We start from the raw sequence: 17,147 nt of genomic DNA, 5'->3' as shown, positions 1-17,147 counted from the left end.
GAGGGGCAGGGGGATGCTCGAAGTCTTCACGGTCGGTGGCGGCGAATATATCGTCAATACGCTAAACGCCGTTGCGGCCTGGACCGGAGGCGGCGGCTACCGCGCGATGTTGCGGGCGGTGATGATTATGGGCCTTGCCTATGCCCTGCTGCTGATGGCGTGGAACCTCGACTATCGGGCGCTGCTCAACTGGTTCCTGCAGGCCACCCTCATGTACATGGTGCTGATGGTGCCCACGATGACCGTGAAGGTCACGGACCGCACCAACCCCAGCCTTCAGGCAGCAACCGTCGCGAATGTGCCGGTCGGCCTCGCGCTGATGGCCAGTTTCACGAGCCAGGTGGGCGATTACCTCACGCGTTCGGCCGAAACCGTCTTCGTGATGCCCGGCGCCCTTAATTACAGCACCGGCGGCATGATCTACGGGGCCAGATTACTCGAGGCGACACAAGGCTTGCGGATCAACGATCCGGTGCTGGCGACAAACCTGCAGGAGCATTTTCGCCAATGCGTATTCTATGACGTGATGATCGGCCGCAAGACGGCCGCCACGCTCATGGACAGCCCTGACATGCTGGCCGCCATGGGGCCAGGCGCCGTGTCGCTTTCGCAGGTCTGGCTCGCAGCCGACGGATCGCAGGAGATCATCAGCTGCCGCGATGCCTATACCAATCTGCAACAGAGCTGGTCATCCTACTACAACGCATCCCTCCCAAGGATCGCCCGCCAGTTCTTCCCCGATCTTCCCGCGGCCACGGCACAGAGCAAGATGGGCGAGATTGGACAGGTCGGCGCGGCGAGCCTGGGCGGGGCCGCCGCAACCTCGGAGGGGCTGGTGAGACAGGCGATGTTGGTCAATGCGCTGGTCCAGGCTTCGGCCGCCTCCGGAAGCGCTTCAAGCGCGACCGACACATTCGCGCAGATCCGCGCGGAGACGCAGACGCGCAACACCTATGCGACGATCGCCTCGGGGGCGATGAAGTGGGTGCCATTGCTCAACATCGTCCTCACGGTCGTGTTCTACGCCATGTTCCCGATCATTTTCCCGCTCATGCTGATGCCGGGGCAGGGGACCGGCGTTGCCAAGGGATACATGCTCGGGTTCTTCTATCTGGCGAGCTGGGGGCCGTTGTTCGTGGTCCTCAACATGATCTTCATGACGCGCTGGAACGCTTCGGTTGGCGCGTGGCAGGGTGGGGGGCTCACAGCCGCGAACTTCGAGGGCGTGTCGGCCATCAATCAGGATATCGGCGCGCTGGCCGGCTACATGATCATGTCGGTGCCGTTCATCGCTGCCGGCATGGCCAAGGGCGCTATGTCGATTGCCTCTCATTCAGCCAGTTTCCTGGCGCCAAGCCAGCGCGCGGCCGAGGAAGCGGCCCAGGAGCAGACCACGGGCAATTACAGCTATGGCAATGTCAGCCTGGCCAACCGCACCATCAACACGGCGTCCAACGATCAGTGGAACACGGCGCCGAACATCGCGACCGGCGCCGGCGTGGTCAGCAATCGCCGCGAGGACGGGAGCTGGGAGCGCCAGATGTCCGGTGGGGGCACTGTGTTCGATAGCAGTCAGGGCATTTCTCAGTTGCCCGTGGCTCCAACCATGTCCAGCGGGTTCCAGGCTGAGGCTCGCAAAAGCGCCGCCGAATATCAGAACATGGGCGCGCAGAAGCGCGAAGCCGCAAACCAGACCTGGTCGGCGGCCCGTTCACAGGCGACCGAACTGTTCAACACGGTCCAGCATAGCGATAGCTTCAGCCGCGACCAAGGCAGCGGCGCGAACAGCTCGATCGAGCGCATGTCTCAGCAGCAGCAGGCCTGGTCCGAAAAACTGCAGAGCGATTTCGCGTTGAGTAAAGATGTCGCGGATCAGGCTTCGCGGGACGCTTCTTTGACGGGCAACGCAAGCCTATCAGGAACCCTAGGACTAGGCGGCAAGTTCGGTCCGGTAGATGCCTCGGTATCTGGCGGCATCGGAGGGAAGTATCAAACCGGCCAGACGTCCAGATCGTCTCTTTCAGCAGCCCAACAGAGAAAACTGTCCGATGCCGAAGAATGGCTGCGCCAGGAGTCGAACAGCGAGGCCGCGCGTCAAAACCGGGACAGCTTCTATCGAGAGACCAGCTCGTCACAGGATAGCCACATCCGCGGACTGACTGAGCGCACCAGTGCCAGCATTACGGAAGCACGGTCGCTGAGCCGTGAGGCCTCGCGCTATGAAGATGCAGGCAAGCGGTTCGAGAGCGTGCTTTCCGAGGCACAAAGCAACGGGTTCAACTGGACGCGCAACATGAGTCAGGACTTTGTCCAGTGGTGGCAGGAAGAGAAGATGACCAATCCCATGGTCTCGAACAGCGGATGGGACCCGGGCATGGTCGCGGTGTCGCCGACGCAAGCTGCTGTACGGGATGGCGCGATGCGCCGGTTCGAGGAGCATTACGTCGCCCAGATGAAGAACGATCTGCCGCCGCTGCCATCGCCGCCAGCTTCCACGCTGACTGGCCCTGCTTCGTCGACGCGTGAGGCCGTCACTTCATGGGGCAATGGCGCGCGAGCAGGGATCGCTTCTCAAGGCCCATCAATAGGGTCCGACAGTGGTCGTGACGCGGATCTGGAGAACAATGTAGCCACGCGCCTTGACGCAGGACGCGAGTTCACGACAGGAAGGCATGATGATCTGCGCAATAGGCTGTCTCACGCACGTTTGGAAGGTCGAGACATGCAAGACCGCATCGCCGATGAGCAGTGGGAAACTGTGTCGGGAGTAGACGATCTACGCAAACGCGTGAAAGGCATCGACCCCGCAAGCGGGCAGTGACGATCGCGGGCATTTCAAGCTCTCGCTCGCGTTAGAGAACACCAAAAAAAAGATCTAGACCCATCACAATGAAACCCGCAGCAACGAAGATCACGATTCCTAACGCGATCCGAGGATTATCGGAACGTTCAAATTGCTCAGCAGCAGTCGCAGGGTCGAATTCACCCGGGAGCCCATGCATAGATGCGTAGGGTTCAATACCATGCAAAGCTAACGATCGGTCAATGCCGCTGGAACCGTGCCAGTCATTATCGAGCATCGAAGACATTGGAACCTCCTCCATTTGGAACATATCAGAAACTTGCGGACCTCACAATAACGCCGCTTCGCGCCCCGAACAGGCAGCGGCGTTTTGTGAGTCAAGCGTGACAGGTCTATTTCAGGATGGTTATGGCAACAGCCGCTGACGTGATAAGCCATTGATATTTAACATAATTCCTGTTATCGCACCTTTCTGAAGATTGTTCTGCGCATCTGCAAAATGCGGCGTATCGGCTCGCTCCCGGTGAGTGCGATGGCGGCTCCCGACCAGAGCCAGTCACTGAGATCGGCCAACGTGAACGTCTGCTGCTGACAATAGCGGTCACTCGGATCACTTCAGCCCGTCCGGCGAGACCGCCGACCTAGCCGACATGCGACCGTTCGAAGTGGCTCCCTAAAACGTGCCCTTTGTTCCTCAGGCTTAAGTGCGAGAGGAACAGACACGGGCTGGGACATTCACGCCATTCTCCAGCTACGTTTTCGAACGGCAGATCTTTCCAAAATCGGACATCCGGGCGCATGCCCTACCTACACACGACGAAATAGGCGGCAAACTAAGGTCTTCCTCGACTGGACTCTTAACTTGCCCTGTTTATTGATTGGCCGATGAACGGCACTCTCGCCCTATGGTATGAAAGCAAATCGGATCCTGGTCTCCCCGTGCAGGTAGATGACTGCCCCGCAGTGGACACTGGCGCCGAAGTTGATGTCCAGGACAAGACGGCTGCGGGCGAACCCATTGATTCCGAAGAGAAGCACGGAAGCGAGGAGCCGGGTGCGAGTGAGGAAGTGGGCAGACCCATAGTTCCGCCGCTGGTTCGACTGCACGTCAATCTGTGGCGTGACATCGGCAAGAAGTTCAATTTCCTCGATGTAGGCTTCCAGCTGGAGGAGACAGCAGACCTCGACCGGCTCTATCTCTATTTGCCCGCCCAAATCGAGATTGCGTCGATTTTCGATCTCAGCAGTGCGCTCAAGGACGGCGATACGCTGAACGCCGTCTTCAACGAGGTCGCCGCGATCGAGCGCGAGGCGGACGAGCATTTCATCGTCAAGACCGACACAGGCCGGCGGATCATCCATCACGTGGATCCGGCGCGGGACATTTCCGTCCTTCCCGTGCCCATTCCAGGTCGGCCCTGCGGAACGACGGTCACTCTCAAAAGTGCCTTGTGCGCCAGGATAAACGACCCGACTAACAGGACCGCGCAGCATTATGTCCGGCTACGCATTTTCCTGCACGGCGATGCGCAGAATCTCTTCACGACCGATGACGCAGCGACAAGCCTCGGCCTGTCGCTCACGCAGGATACGCTCGAGACGACCGAGTTCCGTCTGAACGAACGCCGCAGCTTTCCGCATGTCATCCTCGAACGTGCGGCGAAAGGCCAGGTCAGGCTCTATTCGGTACATTATTTCCTCATCCGCAGCAAGAACCACCACTTGGGAAGCCAGCACCAGAATTTCAGAAAGGTGCGTCATCTCGAGCCCGATATCTGGACAAGCTATCTCCTGGTTGGACAACCCGCCGCGCGCCGTTGGACCCGCAAACCCCGCGCCGATGGGATGATCATCTATCAATGGCGAGCCATCGCCCGCAAAGACAAGGTGACGAACAAGACGGTCTTCCTCGACGATTTCATTGCTTACGCGAGCTTCCGCATCGCGAAAGACAAGATCCTCGCCTATTTTGTGGCCGCACTTGCGATTGGCGGCGTCGGTAGCGCACTTCTCAACGTGGGCCTGACCGGCTTGGCACGGTTTCTCAAGATCATCGGACAGGGTCCGCTCGGCGTCGGCTGGTCTAACTTGGTTACAGGTATCATCCTCGGGCTGGCCGCGCTCACTCCGATGTGTGTCTCGAAGCTGAAGCGATGGTGGAGGAAACGATGACGATGGAAATAATCGCGCTCCCCTTTCCAGTTCGCCCTTGCATCGCTACCATTGAGTCAATGTCCTGCACCCATCCCATTGCGCCCTTCATCGCCAACGCCCATGCGCGCGATCAAGGAGTTGCGGCATGGCAGGAAGCCTGCGCGGTCTGGCCGACTCTGGCCCCGCTGAAAATGACCTATCCGGGTTTCAGTAGCTGGTACTGGAGCAAGGTGGTGCCCGGAATCCTTCGAGGTACGCGCGCCATTCTCCGGCAGGGGTCGCTGAATGCCCCTTCGGGCCTTGCGATCGTCAAGCGCGACGTTACCGAGAACAAGATCTGTACCTTGTGGGTTTCCGAAGAGGGCCGTGGCCGAGGCCTTGGCCGGGAGCTGCTCGAAGAGGCGATCGACTGGATCGGCGACGATCATCCGCTCTTCACGGTTTCGGCTCAGCGCTATGAAGAGTTCCAGCCTCTGATGAAGCGGTTTCGCTTTAACGAAACCCAGCGCCTGAATTCGCTCTATCGTCCGGGCGTAGTGGAACATATCTACAACGGCCAACTCAGCGCCCAACTGCAATCGTGAAAGGCATGACTTCGAGCGAGGCCCGGCGCGCAGTCGCTGCGCGCGATGCAGAGAAGGCGCTGCTGATCAGCATCCACAGTCATTATGCCAGGCTGATCCTTTCGGGAGAAAAGCGCGTGGAACTCCGACGGCGCTTTGATTCCGAAGCCGCCGGGAGCCGGATGCTGATCTACGCGACATCGCCCACAGCGGCGGTCGTCGGTCATGTCGTCATCGACAACGTCGAGTGCCTGTCTACTGACCAAATCTGGCGCCGTTACGGTAAGGATGCCGCGATATCGGCAGAAGATTTCCGCAGCTATTTTGCAGGCGTCCAAGATGGATGCGCCGTGTTGCTCAGCAACCCGAGGACGTACAAGGAACCTGTGCCGCTTCAGGACTTGCGGAGCACGCACGGTTTGACGGCACCGCAATCCTATATCTTCCTGCGCGATGCGCATCGCGAGCTCATCGAGCATGAGCAAGACTAGGGCGCTGATCGATACGAATGTTCTGATTGCGCTCGAGGATCCCGGGCGTACCGACCCCATCGCTGCCGAGCTTTCTCGCCGGTGTCAGGCGGGCAATGTGACATTGCATATCCACCCGGCGATGCACGACGATTTCAATCGTGATCGAAATGCCGTCCGCCGCCTGGTCTCGTCGTCGCGCATGGATAAATATCCTTGCCTCGCATCAATCCCACTCCCTCCTTGGGAAGTGCTCGAAGAACGATACGGACCCGTGCGAAACGACAACGACCGGGTCGATATTGCTCTGCTTCATGCCTTGTCGCTCGACGCTGTCGATGTTCTCGTCACGCAGGACGAAGGGATACACCGCCGTGTCCGCGGCTCGGAGCTCGACGATCGTGTTATGACGATCGCCGACGCGGTCGCATGGCTCAAAGCGTTTCAGGATACCGTCGATGACGATGACGCCTTGGTTGGCGATATTCCTGCGTACGCCGTCGATGTAGAGGATCCGATTTTTCGCAGTCTTGAAGAGGATTACCCACCGTTCAGAGACTGGTGGCGCAACAAATGCGTTGCAGAGCATCGCGACTGCTGGATCATCCGCGGGCGTGACGGGCATATCGATGGGCTGATCGTTCGCAAGATTGAAAATGGATGCGAGATCGGTCTCGATCCATCGATGCGGATACTCAAACTATGCACCTGGAAAGTCGCAACGCGAGCGCAAGGTCACAAGGTCGGCGAATTGCTGCTGCGAAAATCGATCTGGCACGCGCAGCTCAACCGTATCGGCGCTGTGTATCTTACCACCTTTCCGAAGCAGACGATGCTGATCGAACTTCTGGAACGATATGGGTTCGAGATTATCGGCATGAATGCGGGAGGAGAACTGATCCTCGTGAAGCGGCTTCCGTCAGCCAAGCTCGACGCTTCTCCGGAACCCATTTCCGCCAGCCTCGTCCGGACGCGATATCCGAGGTTCAGTATCGAAGAGCCTATCGGCCTCTTTGCAATCCCCGTTCAGTGGCATTTTCACCGGCAGTTGTTCCCTGAGGCAGCGAGGCTGGTCCCGATGCCGCTCTTCAATGACGACAGCCGCGACGATCGCGACGCAGGACGGGTGCAAGGAAACACCATCCGCAAGGTCTATGTCTGTCGCTCGAGGATTGCGTCCCTGCGCGCCGGCGACGTCATCTTCTTCTACCAGTCGAAGGACGAAGCCGCCCTGAATTCGCAGTCCCTGACGACGGTCGGCGTCGTCGAGCAGTTGCGGCGCGCGAAAGACACACAGGAACTGATCCGGTTCACCGCCGGACGCTCTGTCTATTCGGAACAGGATCTACGCGCGATAGCGGAAGAGTCGCCCGGCGGAGTCGCGGTTATCGATTTCCTCCTCATCCGCCATCTCGATCCGCCGATCGGCCTTGCCGAGGTGACCCGGTCCGGCGTTCTGAAGGCTGCACCCCAATCGATCACGCGAATTGACCGGGCGCGGTTGGCTCATATCCTTCCATCGATGAATTTCGGATTCGCGCTGTGACCAAGGGCCCGGTGATTGCGATCCTTGGCCTCTCCGGATCGGGAAAAAGCTATCTTGGGCGCAGCATCGTTCGGGCACGGCCCGAATATTTACGCCTGAGCGCCGGCGGACTGCTGCGCCGTTCATTCCACACCACCGGCGAGAAGTTGCGAACCGCAGAAGGTGGCGATGTCCGCGAGAACCAGACGGAATTGGTGGGAGCACTGGCCGAGGCCAGGGTTGGGCAATGGGAAAGGCCCGTCCTGCTCGAAGCGCACAGTTTTATCGATAACGATCGCGAGCTCGTCGACGTTCCAGTCGAAGTTATGGCATCGCTGGAGCTTGCGGGCATCATATTGGTCGATGTGCCTGCCGAACAAATTGCGACGCGGCGCAATACCGACAAGCGCAAGCGTCCGCAGCGCTCGCTAGCCGAACTCAAGCGTCAATGTGTAAGATCGAAGTCGCTCGCGAATGGCTACGCCTCCGACCTCGGCATTCCTCTGGTCGCAGTCAATTCGGGTGAAAAGGAGCGCGCCCTAGCTTTTCTTGATGCGTTGGAGGCGCTACAGTCACCTAAAGTTGGGTAAAAGATGCTTATAGTTAAGGTGATTGCTTTAGCCGCGCGAACACAATCATCAAATATGCCGCGCTTAACAAATCCCCATCTTGCAGACGTTTTAAACATTTTGACTGAAACCTGAATTCATCCTTCTCGAAATTTCTGAAGGCAATTTTTGGAATTGTTTGCCTGTGGCCCTAACAGCGACGATCTCAATGATCGGCGGAAGGTGCTAGGCCGACCGGCTGCTTCTGCCAGTACCGGACACTCACCGGAGCAGATATATACGATCGGCTCTGGTCGACGGCAGCCGCCAAGGGAGCTGCCGTTCCCCGGCGCGAAACGACTGCCTAAAACTTGCGTTCCGGTCATCCGGGCCTTGCAAGGGAGGGGGCGACCAACTCGAGAGTTTACGGCCGTTTTCCAACAATGCCCCGAGTGCAGGTTGTGCAGCAATCGGTCGCTCCGCCTTGCTGGCGCGTTTCGCAAAATCGGGCGTCCGAGGGCCCCCTCGATTAGTCTTCGCGGAGCCCTTGGCGGTGGGGGTAGCGCGCCGCAGTCTCCTCCCACGATCGAGAACGGCGTTCTGGCCGGTCTCAATCCGCTCGGACACCTCCCAGATCCGGGAGTGTCGCTTCCACCCCGTGGATAAGCCCACGGGCTTCAAAGATCGACTTGATTAGCTCAGTCTTGCACGACACTCTCTAAGCCAAGTATCGAGTGTCTCCTCGCTGTCAACGGGCAGCCGCTCCCCTCCGAACCTTTGCAAGAGTAGCAAACGTCTTCTCGTATTGTGGCTTGATTAGGTCATTATAGATTTCGCTGCGGCCGCCAAATCAGCGCTGTGCCGCTAAATGGCTGTTGCCTTTATATCATTCTCTTGGATAGGCTTGCAAAATCCACAGAGGAGGGGGCTATGGGTAGCAGCGGATCTGGAAATTTCAGTGATTATTCCGGTTCTCCTAAATCGGATTTGGGTGCTGGAGCTTCAGGCGGGGCAAGCGGATCCGATAAATGCGGCCAAGCCTTTGCCGCGATTCTAGAAGATGTGGCGAGCCATCAATTTTATGCAAATCACGGAAGTGTTCCTCCCGTTGGTACCCAACTGCAAATTGAGGTTAGAGGGCGAGTTGTAGCTGTCGCAGGAACGGAAACCGTTGGATCGATTCCTACCCGATTCAATTATCTTGCTCGCTGCATCGAAGATGGTTTCACTTATACCGGTGTAGTGACCAACTCGTCAAATGGCGCAAACCCGAAGGTTCACGCAGATTTTGTCGCTAACTAAATGCCGGCGTCGAATTCCATCATCGTCGGTGAAGTCACGATCGACTTCACCATGCCCAGCCGAAACGTCGAAGCAAAAGTTAGACTAGGCGGTATTGTGCACGCGGCACGGGGTCTTTGGGCAGCCGGCCGACCGTACTCCGTCGGTGCATTTTGCCCCACATATTTGGTAGAACAGGCACGAAAATATCTCTTGGATCATGGCTGCGAGGAGTTTGTTCTCCTTGGCGAAGTGACCGGCGCGCCCAATCTAATTGCAATCGCTGACGTCCAAGAAGTGGGGCATCAAGGATACGAAGACATTCTTCGTAGTGAACGAAAAGTCTCTTTCATCCGTGATGTTGCACCGCTGATGGAATTCGAGCGGATTGTGGTATTCCCGGGTCGCTACGATCTCAACAAGGTTTTGCAAGCGGTTGGCCCCAATGCGTGCGTCACCTTGGACGCGGCCTACGACATGGGAGAGGCCAGTTTACGGGAGCTCGCAAAAGGGCGTGTAAGCCGTCTCGTCCTTTCCACTTCATCCGAGCTTTTCATGGGGCTAGCGTCGAAGGACGTATCCCTCCTTCTCGAACTCGCGCGACAGGTCGGAGTTGCTCATCTTCTTTTGAAAGAGAATCGGGGTGGAAGCAGACTTTTCGACCTTCGAAGCGGCGCAGTGGAGCGCATAACCGCAACGCTCGATGTAACGGTCAACTCCGTGGGGGTGGGGGACGCGTTCACGGCCGTTTTCGGTTGCTTCGACGGCACCGTGCGCGATGCTGCTTGGCGCGGCATGCAAGTTGCAACGGTCTACTCCCAGACAACTTGGCCTGACGACCTCCGGCGCGACGTGCGGCGCGAATTGAGGCTCACCGTCGACAATGTGCGGCAGCTGGGAGGCGTGACCTTGCCATGGCATGTGCGGCCGATGCACCCGATATACCTCGCCGCACCGGATTTTTCGTACGCCAGCCATAGAGAAATAGATGTCGCCCTTTCCGCGCTGAAATATCACAATTTCAGAGTGAGGCGTCCTGTCCAGGAGAATGGGGAGGCCGCCCCTAACGCACCTCTAGAATCCCTCGTCCCTTTTTTCTTCAAGGATGTTGAATTGCTGCGGGAATGTGCCGCGGTTTTCGCGATCCCCATTGATCGCGATCCCGGCACATTAGTGGAGATGGGAATGGCCATGGAAATGGGTAAGCCCGTCATCACATACGACCCTCGTCACGAAAATCGCAATACGATGGTCGTGCAGGGTAGCACCTCTTACTCAGCTGATCTCGATACTAGCCTCAATGGAGTCTTCGAATCTCTGGGGCGGATCGGCAGAGGTTGAACCGGATGAATAGAGAAGTAATGCTTCTGGCGTCAGGTGGATTGGACTCTACCACCGTTGCTTATTCGCTGCATGCAAGCGGAAAGACTGTTTATCCACTTTTCTTTGACTACGGCCAGCACTGTGTGGAAACCGAGTGGATCCGAGTTAATGAGGTCCTTCCTCGCGATATGAGATGTCCCGAAAGGGTCGACGTCTCCGATCTCTTTCGGGGATCCAAGTCACGTCTGATTGAAGAAGCTAATCTATGGCATGACGATGTTAAGGATGACGATCTCTACGTCCCATATAGAACGTTTTTATTTTATGCTGCGTCGGCAGCTAGAGCCCAGACCCTAAATATCGTCGATGTATTTACCGGGTTTATAAATAGCAATCATGCCAAAGAGATTGACTGTACGGCAGAATTTATGAACAAGCTTGACGGGCTGACTGAGAACATCGGGCCAGTGCGCTTCACTTCGCCATTCCGCTATGCATCGAAAGCTGACGTCACGCGAGAAGCGTTACGGCTGGGCGTTCCGATCGGCCGGACTTTCTCTTGCCAGGCGGCCAGTACACTCCCTTGCGGAGCTTGCCCGAATTGCGTTGAGCGCCTAGGCGCCCTCCAGCAAACGGGACTATCGTAGTGACTCAAGCGCGGCCCAATCGACACACAATCTTGCAGGCGGCGCGTCAAGTCGCTGATTTCGCTTCGAACGAAGGAGCGGGCTCGGCCTTTGGCGCGCGACGCCCCGATTACGGGCATGTAGGCGCAGTTCTCGCCGATTCGATATTGCAGGCGGGGCTGAACTATCGTGCTGTCGTCCTGCCGCGCGTGGAACGCATTTTGCGCTCGTTTCCGAACGTCAACACAATTAGCGCGCTCTTGCCGCTCGTTGACGGTGAGCGCAGCGGTGACTTCCTGGATTGGCGACATCCCGTGAAGATATCGCGTTTCGACCAGCTCGTCAGATTCATGCACGGCGAAGGGCTGGATACAACAGCAGATATTCGCGAGGCCCTCGAATCGGCGCAATTCAGAAGCGATTTGCGATCGCTAAGCGGTGTCGGGCCGAAGACGGTTGACTATATGTGCTGTCTGGTTGGCATTGATTCCATCGCCGTGGATAGGCACATTAAAACGTTCGCTGCGAAAGCTGGCTTGCGAGATAGCGATTATGAGTTCCTGAAGCTCTCGTTCTGTTTTGCGGCTGATCTCCTCTCAATTTCACGAAGAGAGTTCGATGCTTGGGTTTGGTCGCGCGAGTCTGGAGCAGTCCGACCGCAACTTGAGCTGACCTTTTGAGATTGCGTTCGCTGAACTGCACGTGTGGGCAAAGGTGCAGCCATAGCGCAAGTTGGAGACCATATGAGTTGGAATGAGCGGCGTGAGACCTCTCCGCGTCAGGCTGACGACTCCCGCAGCGATGAGGAAATTGACTTTGCGCGGGTCGTGCACTCGGCCTCGTTCCGCCGGCTACAGGGTAAGACTCAGATCCTCAATCTCGGCGATAGCGACTTCTATCGCACTCGCCTGACTCACTCGCTGGAAGTGGCGCAGATCGCCAGCGGCATCGCCAAACAGTTGGGCTTTTCCTTCCCCCAGCATCCGGCAAGCCGCCTTCTGCCGGACCGCGCTCTCATTCAGGCCATCGGTCTGACTCATGACTTCGGTCACCCGCCATTCGGACATGGCGGCGAAGTCGCGCTCAATTATTGCATGCCCGCCGATCAAGGCTTTGAAGGCAATGGGCAAACCCTACGTATCCTTGCTCGGCTTGAGGATTTTTCCAAGGGCGCCGGCGCAAACCTAACCCGCCGAGCGATGCTGGGCATCCTGAAATATCCTGTGCCCTTCTTTCAGGCTCGCAATCTCGATATAATTCCCAAACTGGCCGAAAGGCCAACCACGCTGCGGATCATCGATACCGATGCCAGCAAGCCTCCGAAGTGTTATCTCGACAGCGAGCAAGAGGTTGTAGATTGGATCCTCAAGCCGCTGACTGACCATGACCGTCGCGAGTTCCAGACGTGGAACGTGGACAAAGGTAAGCATAACAAGCCACGCCACAAATCGCTCGATTGCAGCATCATGGATGCCGCTGACGACATTGCCTACGGCGTCCACGACCTTGAAGACGCCATTGCGCTGCATCTCATTTCAAAGGAGCGGTTCGTTTCAGCCGTGGAAGGCAAATGCCCGTCGCTCCTCGAAGAGCTGAAAAAACGGTATCCAGACGAAAATGAAGACACCGTCTTTTCGCGTATGGTCCAAGGGCTATTTGGCGAGAGCGGGCAGCGCAAACGCTATATTGGCAGGCTGGTGCACCACTTTATCGCTGCCGTGGAATATGATGAGCGAACGGAATTCTTCGAGCCGCTCCTGAAATATCGCGCTAGAGTTCGTCAGCCGGAACGCGCTTTCTTGGATGTCTTGCAGAAGCTGGTCGTTGATGAGGTCATCAAAAGCCCCAATGTGCAGCACCTCGAATTCAAGGGACAAGGCATGGTGGTGGCGGTCTTTGAGGCCTTGCAATCGGATCCCGAGCGCCTGCTACCTGCCGATGCGCTGAAGAAATACCAGCAATCGGGAGGCGACCTAAGGGTCATCTGCGATCATGTTGCTGGAATGACTGACAACTATCTGCTCAAGACCTACGAACGGTTATTTGCACCCCGTTTGGGTTCCGTTTTCGACAAGCTCTGATCCAATGACGACGCCGACCCTTGTTCATTCCGGTCCAACGTTTGTGACGATCAATGTATGGCAGGTTGGCCAGATACAGGGCCCAAAGTAGACTAACGTGACTGTCCAACACCGCGGCCATTATGAGCCCGCGAATTAACGTCGGCTTTTGGCCGAGCCTGCCATTTCACTGCTGACCCGTGAATGGCGGGTAAGTCCCAAAGACTGCCCTTCCCAGAGAGACAAACGAAGGTCCGCTTTCGTGGCAAGCAGTGGCACTCATCCTGATCAGGACACCTCCACATGCAGCTCTTCGAGCGCCTTGCGGAGCAGCACCACGGCCTCCATCAGCACCGCGGGATTGGCGGGGCCATCATGAGAGGCCAGGCGGCTCAGCAGATGTTCGACGCGCTTGAGCGACTGGGCGATCTTGGCGCGGTCGACACATTGCCCGTCCACGGTTGCGGCCTGGGCGCCGAGCGCCGAGAGCCGTTCTTCCAGTCGCATCCGCTGCGCGATCTCCCGCGTGAGCCGGTCTTTCAGTTCGCGCCGTTCCAGCGCGCCGGTGGACTGGCGCCGGTCCATTGAGGCATATTCACTGCGCACGGCCCGGGTCGCACGGGATGCCTGCAGCTGCTTTTCGATCCGCGCCTTGAGGGCGATGAAGTCGATGGGCTTTGGCACATAATCATTGGCGCCAGCTTCCAGAACATCGACGATCGTCGTCGCTTCGGTGCGCGCCGTCAGCATGATGACCGGCAAGTCGGCATAATGGGGGTTGGACCGCAATTCGCGCAGGACAGCGAGGCCGGTCAGATCCGGCATCATATAATCCAGCAGCACGATGTCGGGCCGGGAGGCGTAGATGGCGGCCAGGCCGCTGCGGGCACTGTCCGCCGATTCCGGCATATAGCCCATGCGCGCCAGGTGGCGGCAGACGATCACGCGATTGTCCGCGACGTCGTCGATAACCAATACGACCGGCGCCTGCTCCTGGGCCGACGCCACATCAATCTTAGTCGAGTAGGACATGATGCATTCCATCATCAAAGGGTTGATCGGTCCGGACGCGCGCCAGAGCCTCGCGCTGGTCTTTGACCAGCTTCACGGCAGCCTTGACGAGGGCTTCGGGCGCAAAGCTTCTCGGATCGAGAAACGCATCCCCGCCCAGCCGGCGCAGAACGTCGTCTTCGGGCCGGCGTTCCCCCATCACCAGCACTGCACTGGCCCGTCGCGTGCGCGTCCCGCGATGAACATGGTCGCTGGCGATCTGGGCAAGGTCGACCACGGCCAAGTCGGGCCGGTCGTCCGCCATGCAGAGAGTGAAGCCAGCCTGTTTCAAACTCCGCTCCAGCTTCGCGCTCATCGCCGCATCGAACCCGGAGACGCAGACCCGCGCCGCAAGCTGCCGCGCCTCGGTATAGAGCCCGAGCAGAGACAGCAGCCGGTCCCGCTGCAGCGGCTTGGGAAGATAGGCAGCCGCACCCAGGGCAAAGCTGGAGGCTTCCATATCGTGGACGCTGATGATGAAGCAGGGGATCGCCGCCAGCGCTTCGTCTTCGGACAGCTGACGCAGCACGGCGCGCCCATCGGTGCCCGGCATCACGAGATCGAGCAGAATGGCGCACGGGCTGGTCTCCCGCACCATCTGCAGACCCGCCTCGCCGCCGGACGCCAGCCGCAGGTCATATCCGGCCGGGGAGAGCCAGCGATCCAGAATAGCAAGACAGGCCGGATCATCATCGATAGCGATGATGTGATCCGGCTTCACCCCGGCAGGCGTCATCTCTTCGATGGACAGGACGCCCGACTGCGCCTCCCGCTCGATCGGGATGGCGACAGTGAAGATGGTGCCCAGCCCTTTTTCGCTGGAGACGCTGATGGTGCCGCCCATCAACTCGACGAACCGCAAGGTGATGCTGAGACCGAGGCCCGTGCCGCCCGCCCGGTAGGACGCTGTGCTGCCCTGCACGAACGGCTCGAACAGACCATCGATCTGCTCGGCATCGATGCCGATGCCGGTATCCGCCACGCTGAGGATCAGCAGAGTGGCTGCGCCCTCCTCCTTGAGCGAGGCGCTGAGCACGATATGCCCCTCGTCCGTGAATTTGCAGGCATTTCCGCCCAGATTGAGCAGACATTGGCGGATCTTGAGCGGGTCGATCCGCATCGGCGTGGGCGGAACGTTGATCTGCAAGGCCACGCTGTTATTGCGGCGTGAGGCAATCGGCTCGAGTGTCGCGAGCACGTCGCGCATGATGTCGCCCAGATCGATCATCTCGAGATCGAGGGTCATCCCGCCCGCTTCGATCTTGGCGAAATCGAGCACCTCGTTGATCAGGGTGAGCAACTGGAGCGCCGACCGGTGGATGACCGTCACGTCGGCAAGGTTCTCCTTGTCGTCGAGCGCGGCCAGTTCCTCTTTCACCAGTTCGGCATAGGCGATGATGGCATTGAGGGGCGTGCGCAGTTCGTGGCTCATGCTGGCGAGAAACTCGGACTTGGCGACATTGGCCGCCTGCGCCTGATCGCGCGCTGCCTGCAAATCCGTCAGCGTCGCCGCCAGCGCGCCCTCGCGGCGTTCGATTTCGGTCAGCATCCCATTGAATGCCTTCACGATCCGGCCGAGTTCATCTCCGATCGACTGCGGCATACGGGCCGAATAGTCCGCCGTCTGCCGGATGCGCTCCATGGCCTCGACCATCCGGTCCATCGGGAAGAAGAGCAGCGTGAGCATCCTGCGGGCGATGAGCCAGGCGACGAGAAACGCAATGCAGCCAAAGGCACTTGCGATGCCCAGAGTTCGCAGCATCATTTCGGTCAGCGTCTCGGTTTGGGTGGAGAGTTTGAGCCACCCCACGGTGTCCCCGGCCACCATGATCGGCGTCACGACCTGCAGGCCTGCCTGGTCCGCTTTCGATCCGACGAGAGCGGCAGGTTTATCCTGATTACCCGTCTGCGGCGGTTGCCCACGGACGGCGATCCGGCGCTGCTGCTCGTCATAGACCTCGATGGAGCGGATCGTCTTGATGGTCGCCATGGAGGCCAGCGTTTCCTGGATCGCCTTCACGTCGTTGAAGACGAGCGGCGCTCCCAGCGTGGCAGCGACCACTTCGCCCAGCTCGCTTTGACGCTCGGCATTGGCGGCGCTCTGGACATGATATTGCCAGGCCGCCAGACCGGCGCAGCTCAGGAGCAGGGCGACCATGCAACTGCTGAGCACCGTCGCGATCAGGCCGCGGCGGAAGCTCCAGGGGGAGAACCATGGCATGCGCCCTCAATCCCTGACGGCGCGTGCGAGGCGGAGCAGGCGTGAACTGAAGACGGCCCCGCCGCGAGCCCCGGCCTTCAGGTTCACCTCGAACCCGATCTGCCTGCCGAAATTGACGAGCGCGACGCTCCCCTGCCGATCGAGAAAGTCCGATCCTTCGCCGATGAGCAGCGGTGGCGGGGACGAGGTAACGAGCGGCCCGGTGCTCGTTCCGGGGCCGACATAAGCGATGCGGCAATCGACGCTCCACGTCGTCCGCTTCACGATCCGCACCTCAAGCCGGCCGCCGGCAACATTGCGGCCTTCATAGACCTGCAGGGCGCCTGCGAGGGGCTCGTCACTGGAAACGCACAGGACCACGCGGTCGCGCGGTGGGCGCAGGTCGACGAAGCGGATGATGTTGTAGATGATCGCAGCCTTGAGCTCGCTCTGCTCGTCAGCCGCGCGCGCGGGCGCGCAGGCCGCGAAGAAGGCCAGAAGCGCGATGAAGGGGCCCGTGAGGAGATGAACGAGGCGCATCATC

Annotated in this window: 15 protein-coding genes; 11 read left to right on the top strand and 4 right to left on the bottom strand. The window is 58.9% G+C overall.

The window, feature by feature from the left end; all coding sequences use genetic code 11:
• Positions 1-13: 13 nt before the first annotated feature.
• A complete protein-coding gene (locus M2337_RS17120) occupies positions 14-2,821 on the top strand; it encodes a conjugal transfer protein TraG N-terminal domain-containing protein (RefSeq protein ID WP_264572393.1) in 2,808 nt (935 codons plus the stop codon).
• Between the two features lie 31 nt (positions 2,822-2,852).
• On the opposite strand, the gene M2337_RS17115 is transcribed toward M2337_RS17120, so the two are convergent.
• A complete protein-coding gene (locus M2337_RS17115; protein WP_264572394.1) occupies positions 2,853-3,089 on the bottom strand; it encodes a hypothetical protein in 237 nt (78 codons plus the stop codon).
• 599 nt (positions 3,090-3,688) lie between these two features.
• Between M2337_RS17115 and M2337_RS17110 the strand changes: the two genes are divergently transcribed.
• From M2337_RS17110 to M2337_RS17070, 10 genes are all read left to right on the top strand, one after another.
• The gene (locus M2337_RS17110) at positions 3,689-4,975 is read left to right on the top strand and encodes a hypothetical protein (protein ID WP_264572395.1); all 1,287 of its coding nucleotides are present in this window, start codon (positions 3,689-3,691) and stop codon (positions 4,973-4,975) included.
• Positions 4,957-5,541 (top strand): GNAT family N-acetyltransferase, encoded by a 585-nt coding sequence (locus tag M2337_RS17105; RefSeq protein WP_264572396.1) that lies wholly within the window; start codon positions 4,957-4,959, stop codon positions 5,539-5,541. The genes M2337_RS17110 and M2337_RS17105 overlap by 19 nt, the downstream gene beginning before the upstream one ends.
• A 5-nt stretch (positions 5,542-5,546) precedes the next feature.
• Positions 5,547-6,011 (top strand): ASCH domain-containing protein, encoded by a 465-nt coding sequence (locus M2337_RS17100; RefSeq protein WP_264572397.1) that lies wholly within the window; start codon positions 5,547-5,549, stop codon positions 6,009-6,011.
• Positions 5,998-7,536: a hypothetical protein gene (locus M2337_RS17095; RefSeq protein ID WP_264572398.1), complete on the top strand. Its 1,539-nt coding sequence runs from the start codon at positions 5,998-6,000 to the stop codon at positions 7,534-7,536. The genes M2337_RS17100 and M2337_RS17095 overlap by 14 nt, the downstream gene beginning before the upstream one ends.
• The gene (locus tag M2337_RS17090) at positions 7,533-8,105 is read left to right on the top strand and encodes an ATP-binding protein (RefSeq protein WP_264572399.1); all 573 of its coding nucleotides are present in this window, start codon (positions 7,533-7,535) and stop codon (positions 8,103-8,105) included. The genes M2337_RS17095 and M2337_RS17090 overlap by 4 nt, the downstream gene beginning before the upstream one ends.
• A gap of 888 nt (positions 8,106-8,993) precedes the next feature.
• Positions 8,994-9,365: a hypothetical protein gene (locus tag M2337_RS17085; protein ID WP_264572400.1), complete on the top strand. Its 372-nt coding sequence runs from the start codon at positions 8,994-8,996 to the stop codon at positions 9,363-9,365.
• Positions 9,366-10,685: a nucleoside 2-deoxyribosyltransferase gene (locus M2337_RS17080; protein WP_264572401.1), complete on the top strand. Its 1,320-nt coding sequence runs from the start codon at positions 9,366-9,368 to the stop codon at positions 10,683-10,685. It begins immediately after the preceding gene.
• A gap of 5 nt (positions 10,686-10,690) precedes the next feature.
• Positions 10,691-11,314, top strand: coding sequence for a 7-cyano-7-deazaguanine synthase (locus M2337_RS17330; protein ID WP_413716271.1), 624 nt, complete (start codon positions 10,691-10,693; stop codon positions 11,312-11,314).
• A complete protein-coding gene (locus M2337_RS17075) occupies positions 11,314-11,973 on the top strand; it encodes a hypothetical protein (protein ID WP_264572402.1) in 660 nt (219 codons plus the stop codon). Before M2337_RS17330 ends, M2337_RS17075 begins: the two co-directional genes overlap by 1 nt.
• A 63-nt stretch (positions 11,974-12,036) precedes the next feature.
• Positions 12,037-13,374, top strand: a complete 1,338-nt coding sequence (locus tag M2337_RS17070) for an anti-phage deoxyguanosine triphosphatase (protein ID WP_264572403.1) — start codon at positions 12,037-12,039, stop codon at positions 13,372-13,374.
• Between the two features lie 267 nt (positions 13,375-13,641).
• On the opposite strand, the gene M2337_RS17065 is transcribed toward M2337_RS17070, so the two are convergent.
• Genes M2337_RS17065 through M2337_RS17055 form a run of 3 tightly spaced genes read right to left on the bottom strand, consistent with a single transcriptional unit; the run spans position 13,642 to position 17,146 of the window.
• Positions 13,642-14,385: a response regulator transcription factor gene (locus M2337_RS17065; RefSeq protein WP_264572404.1), complete on the bottom strand. Its 744-nt coding sequence runs from the start codon at positions 14,383-14,385 to the stop codon at positions 13,642-13,644.
• The gene (locus tag M2337_RS17060) at positions 14,369-16,624 is read right to left on the bottom strand and encodes an ATP-binding protein (RefSeq protein WP_264572405.1); all 2,256 of its coding nucleotides are present in this window, start codon (positions 16,622-16,624) and stop codon (positions 14,369-14,371) included. The genes M2337_RS17065 and M2337_RS17060 overlap by 17 nt, the downstream gene beginning before the upstream one ends.
• Positions 16,625-16,630: 6 nt before the next feature.
• Positions 16,631-17,146, bottom strand: coding sequence for a YfiR family protein (locus tag M2337_RS17055; protein ID WP_264572406.1), 516 nt, complete (start codon positions 17,144-17,146; stop codon positions 16,631-16,633).
• Position 17,147 lies beyond the last annotated feature (1 nt).

The organism is Sphingobium sp. B2D3A (assembly GCF_025961795.1).
In the GTDB taxonomy this organism is placed as follows: Bacteria; Pseudomonadota; Alphaproteobacteria; order Sphingomonadales; family Sphingomonadaceae; genus Sphingobium.
This window is presented reverse-complemented; position numbering and strand designations above follow the sequence as displayed.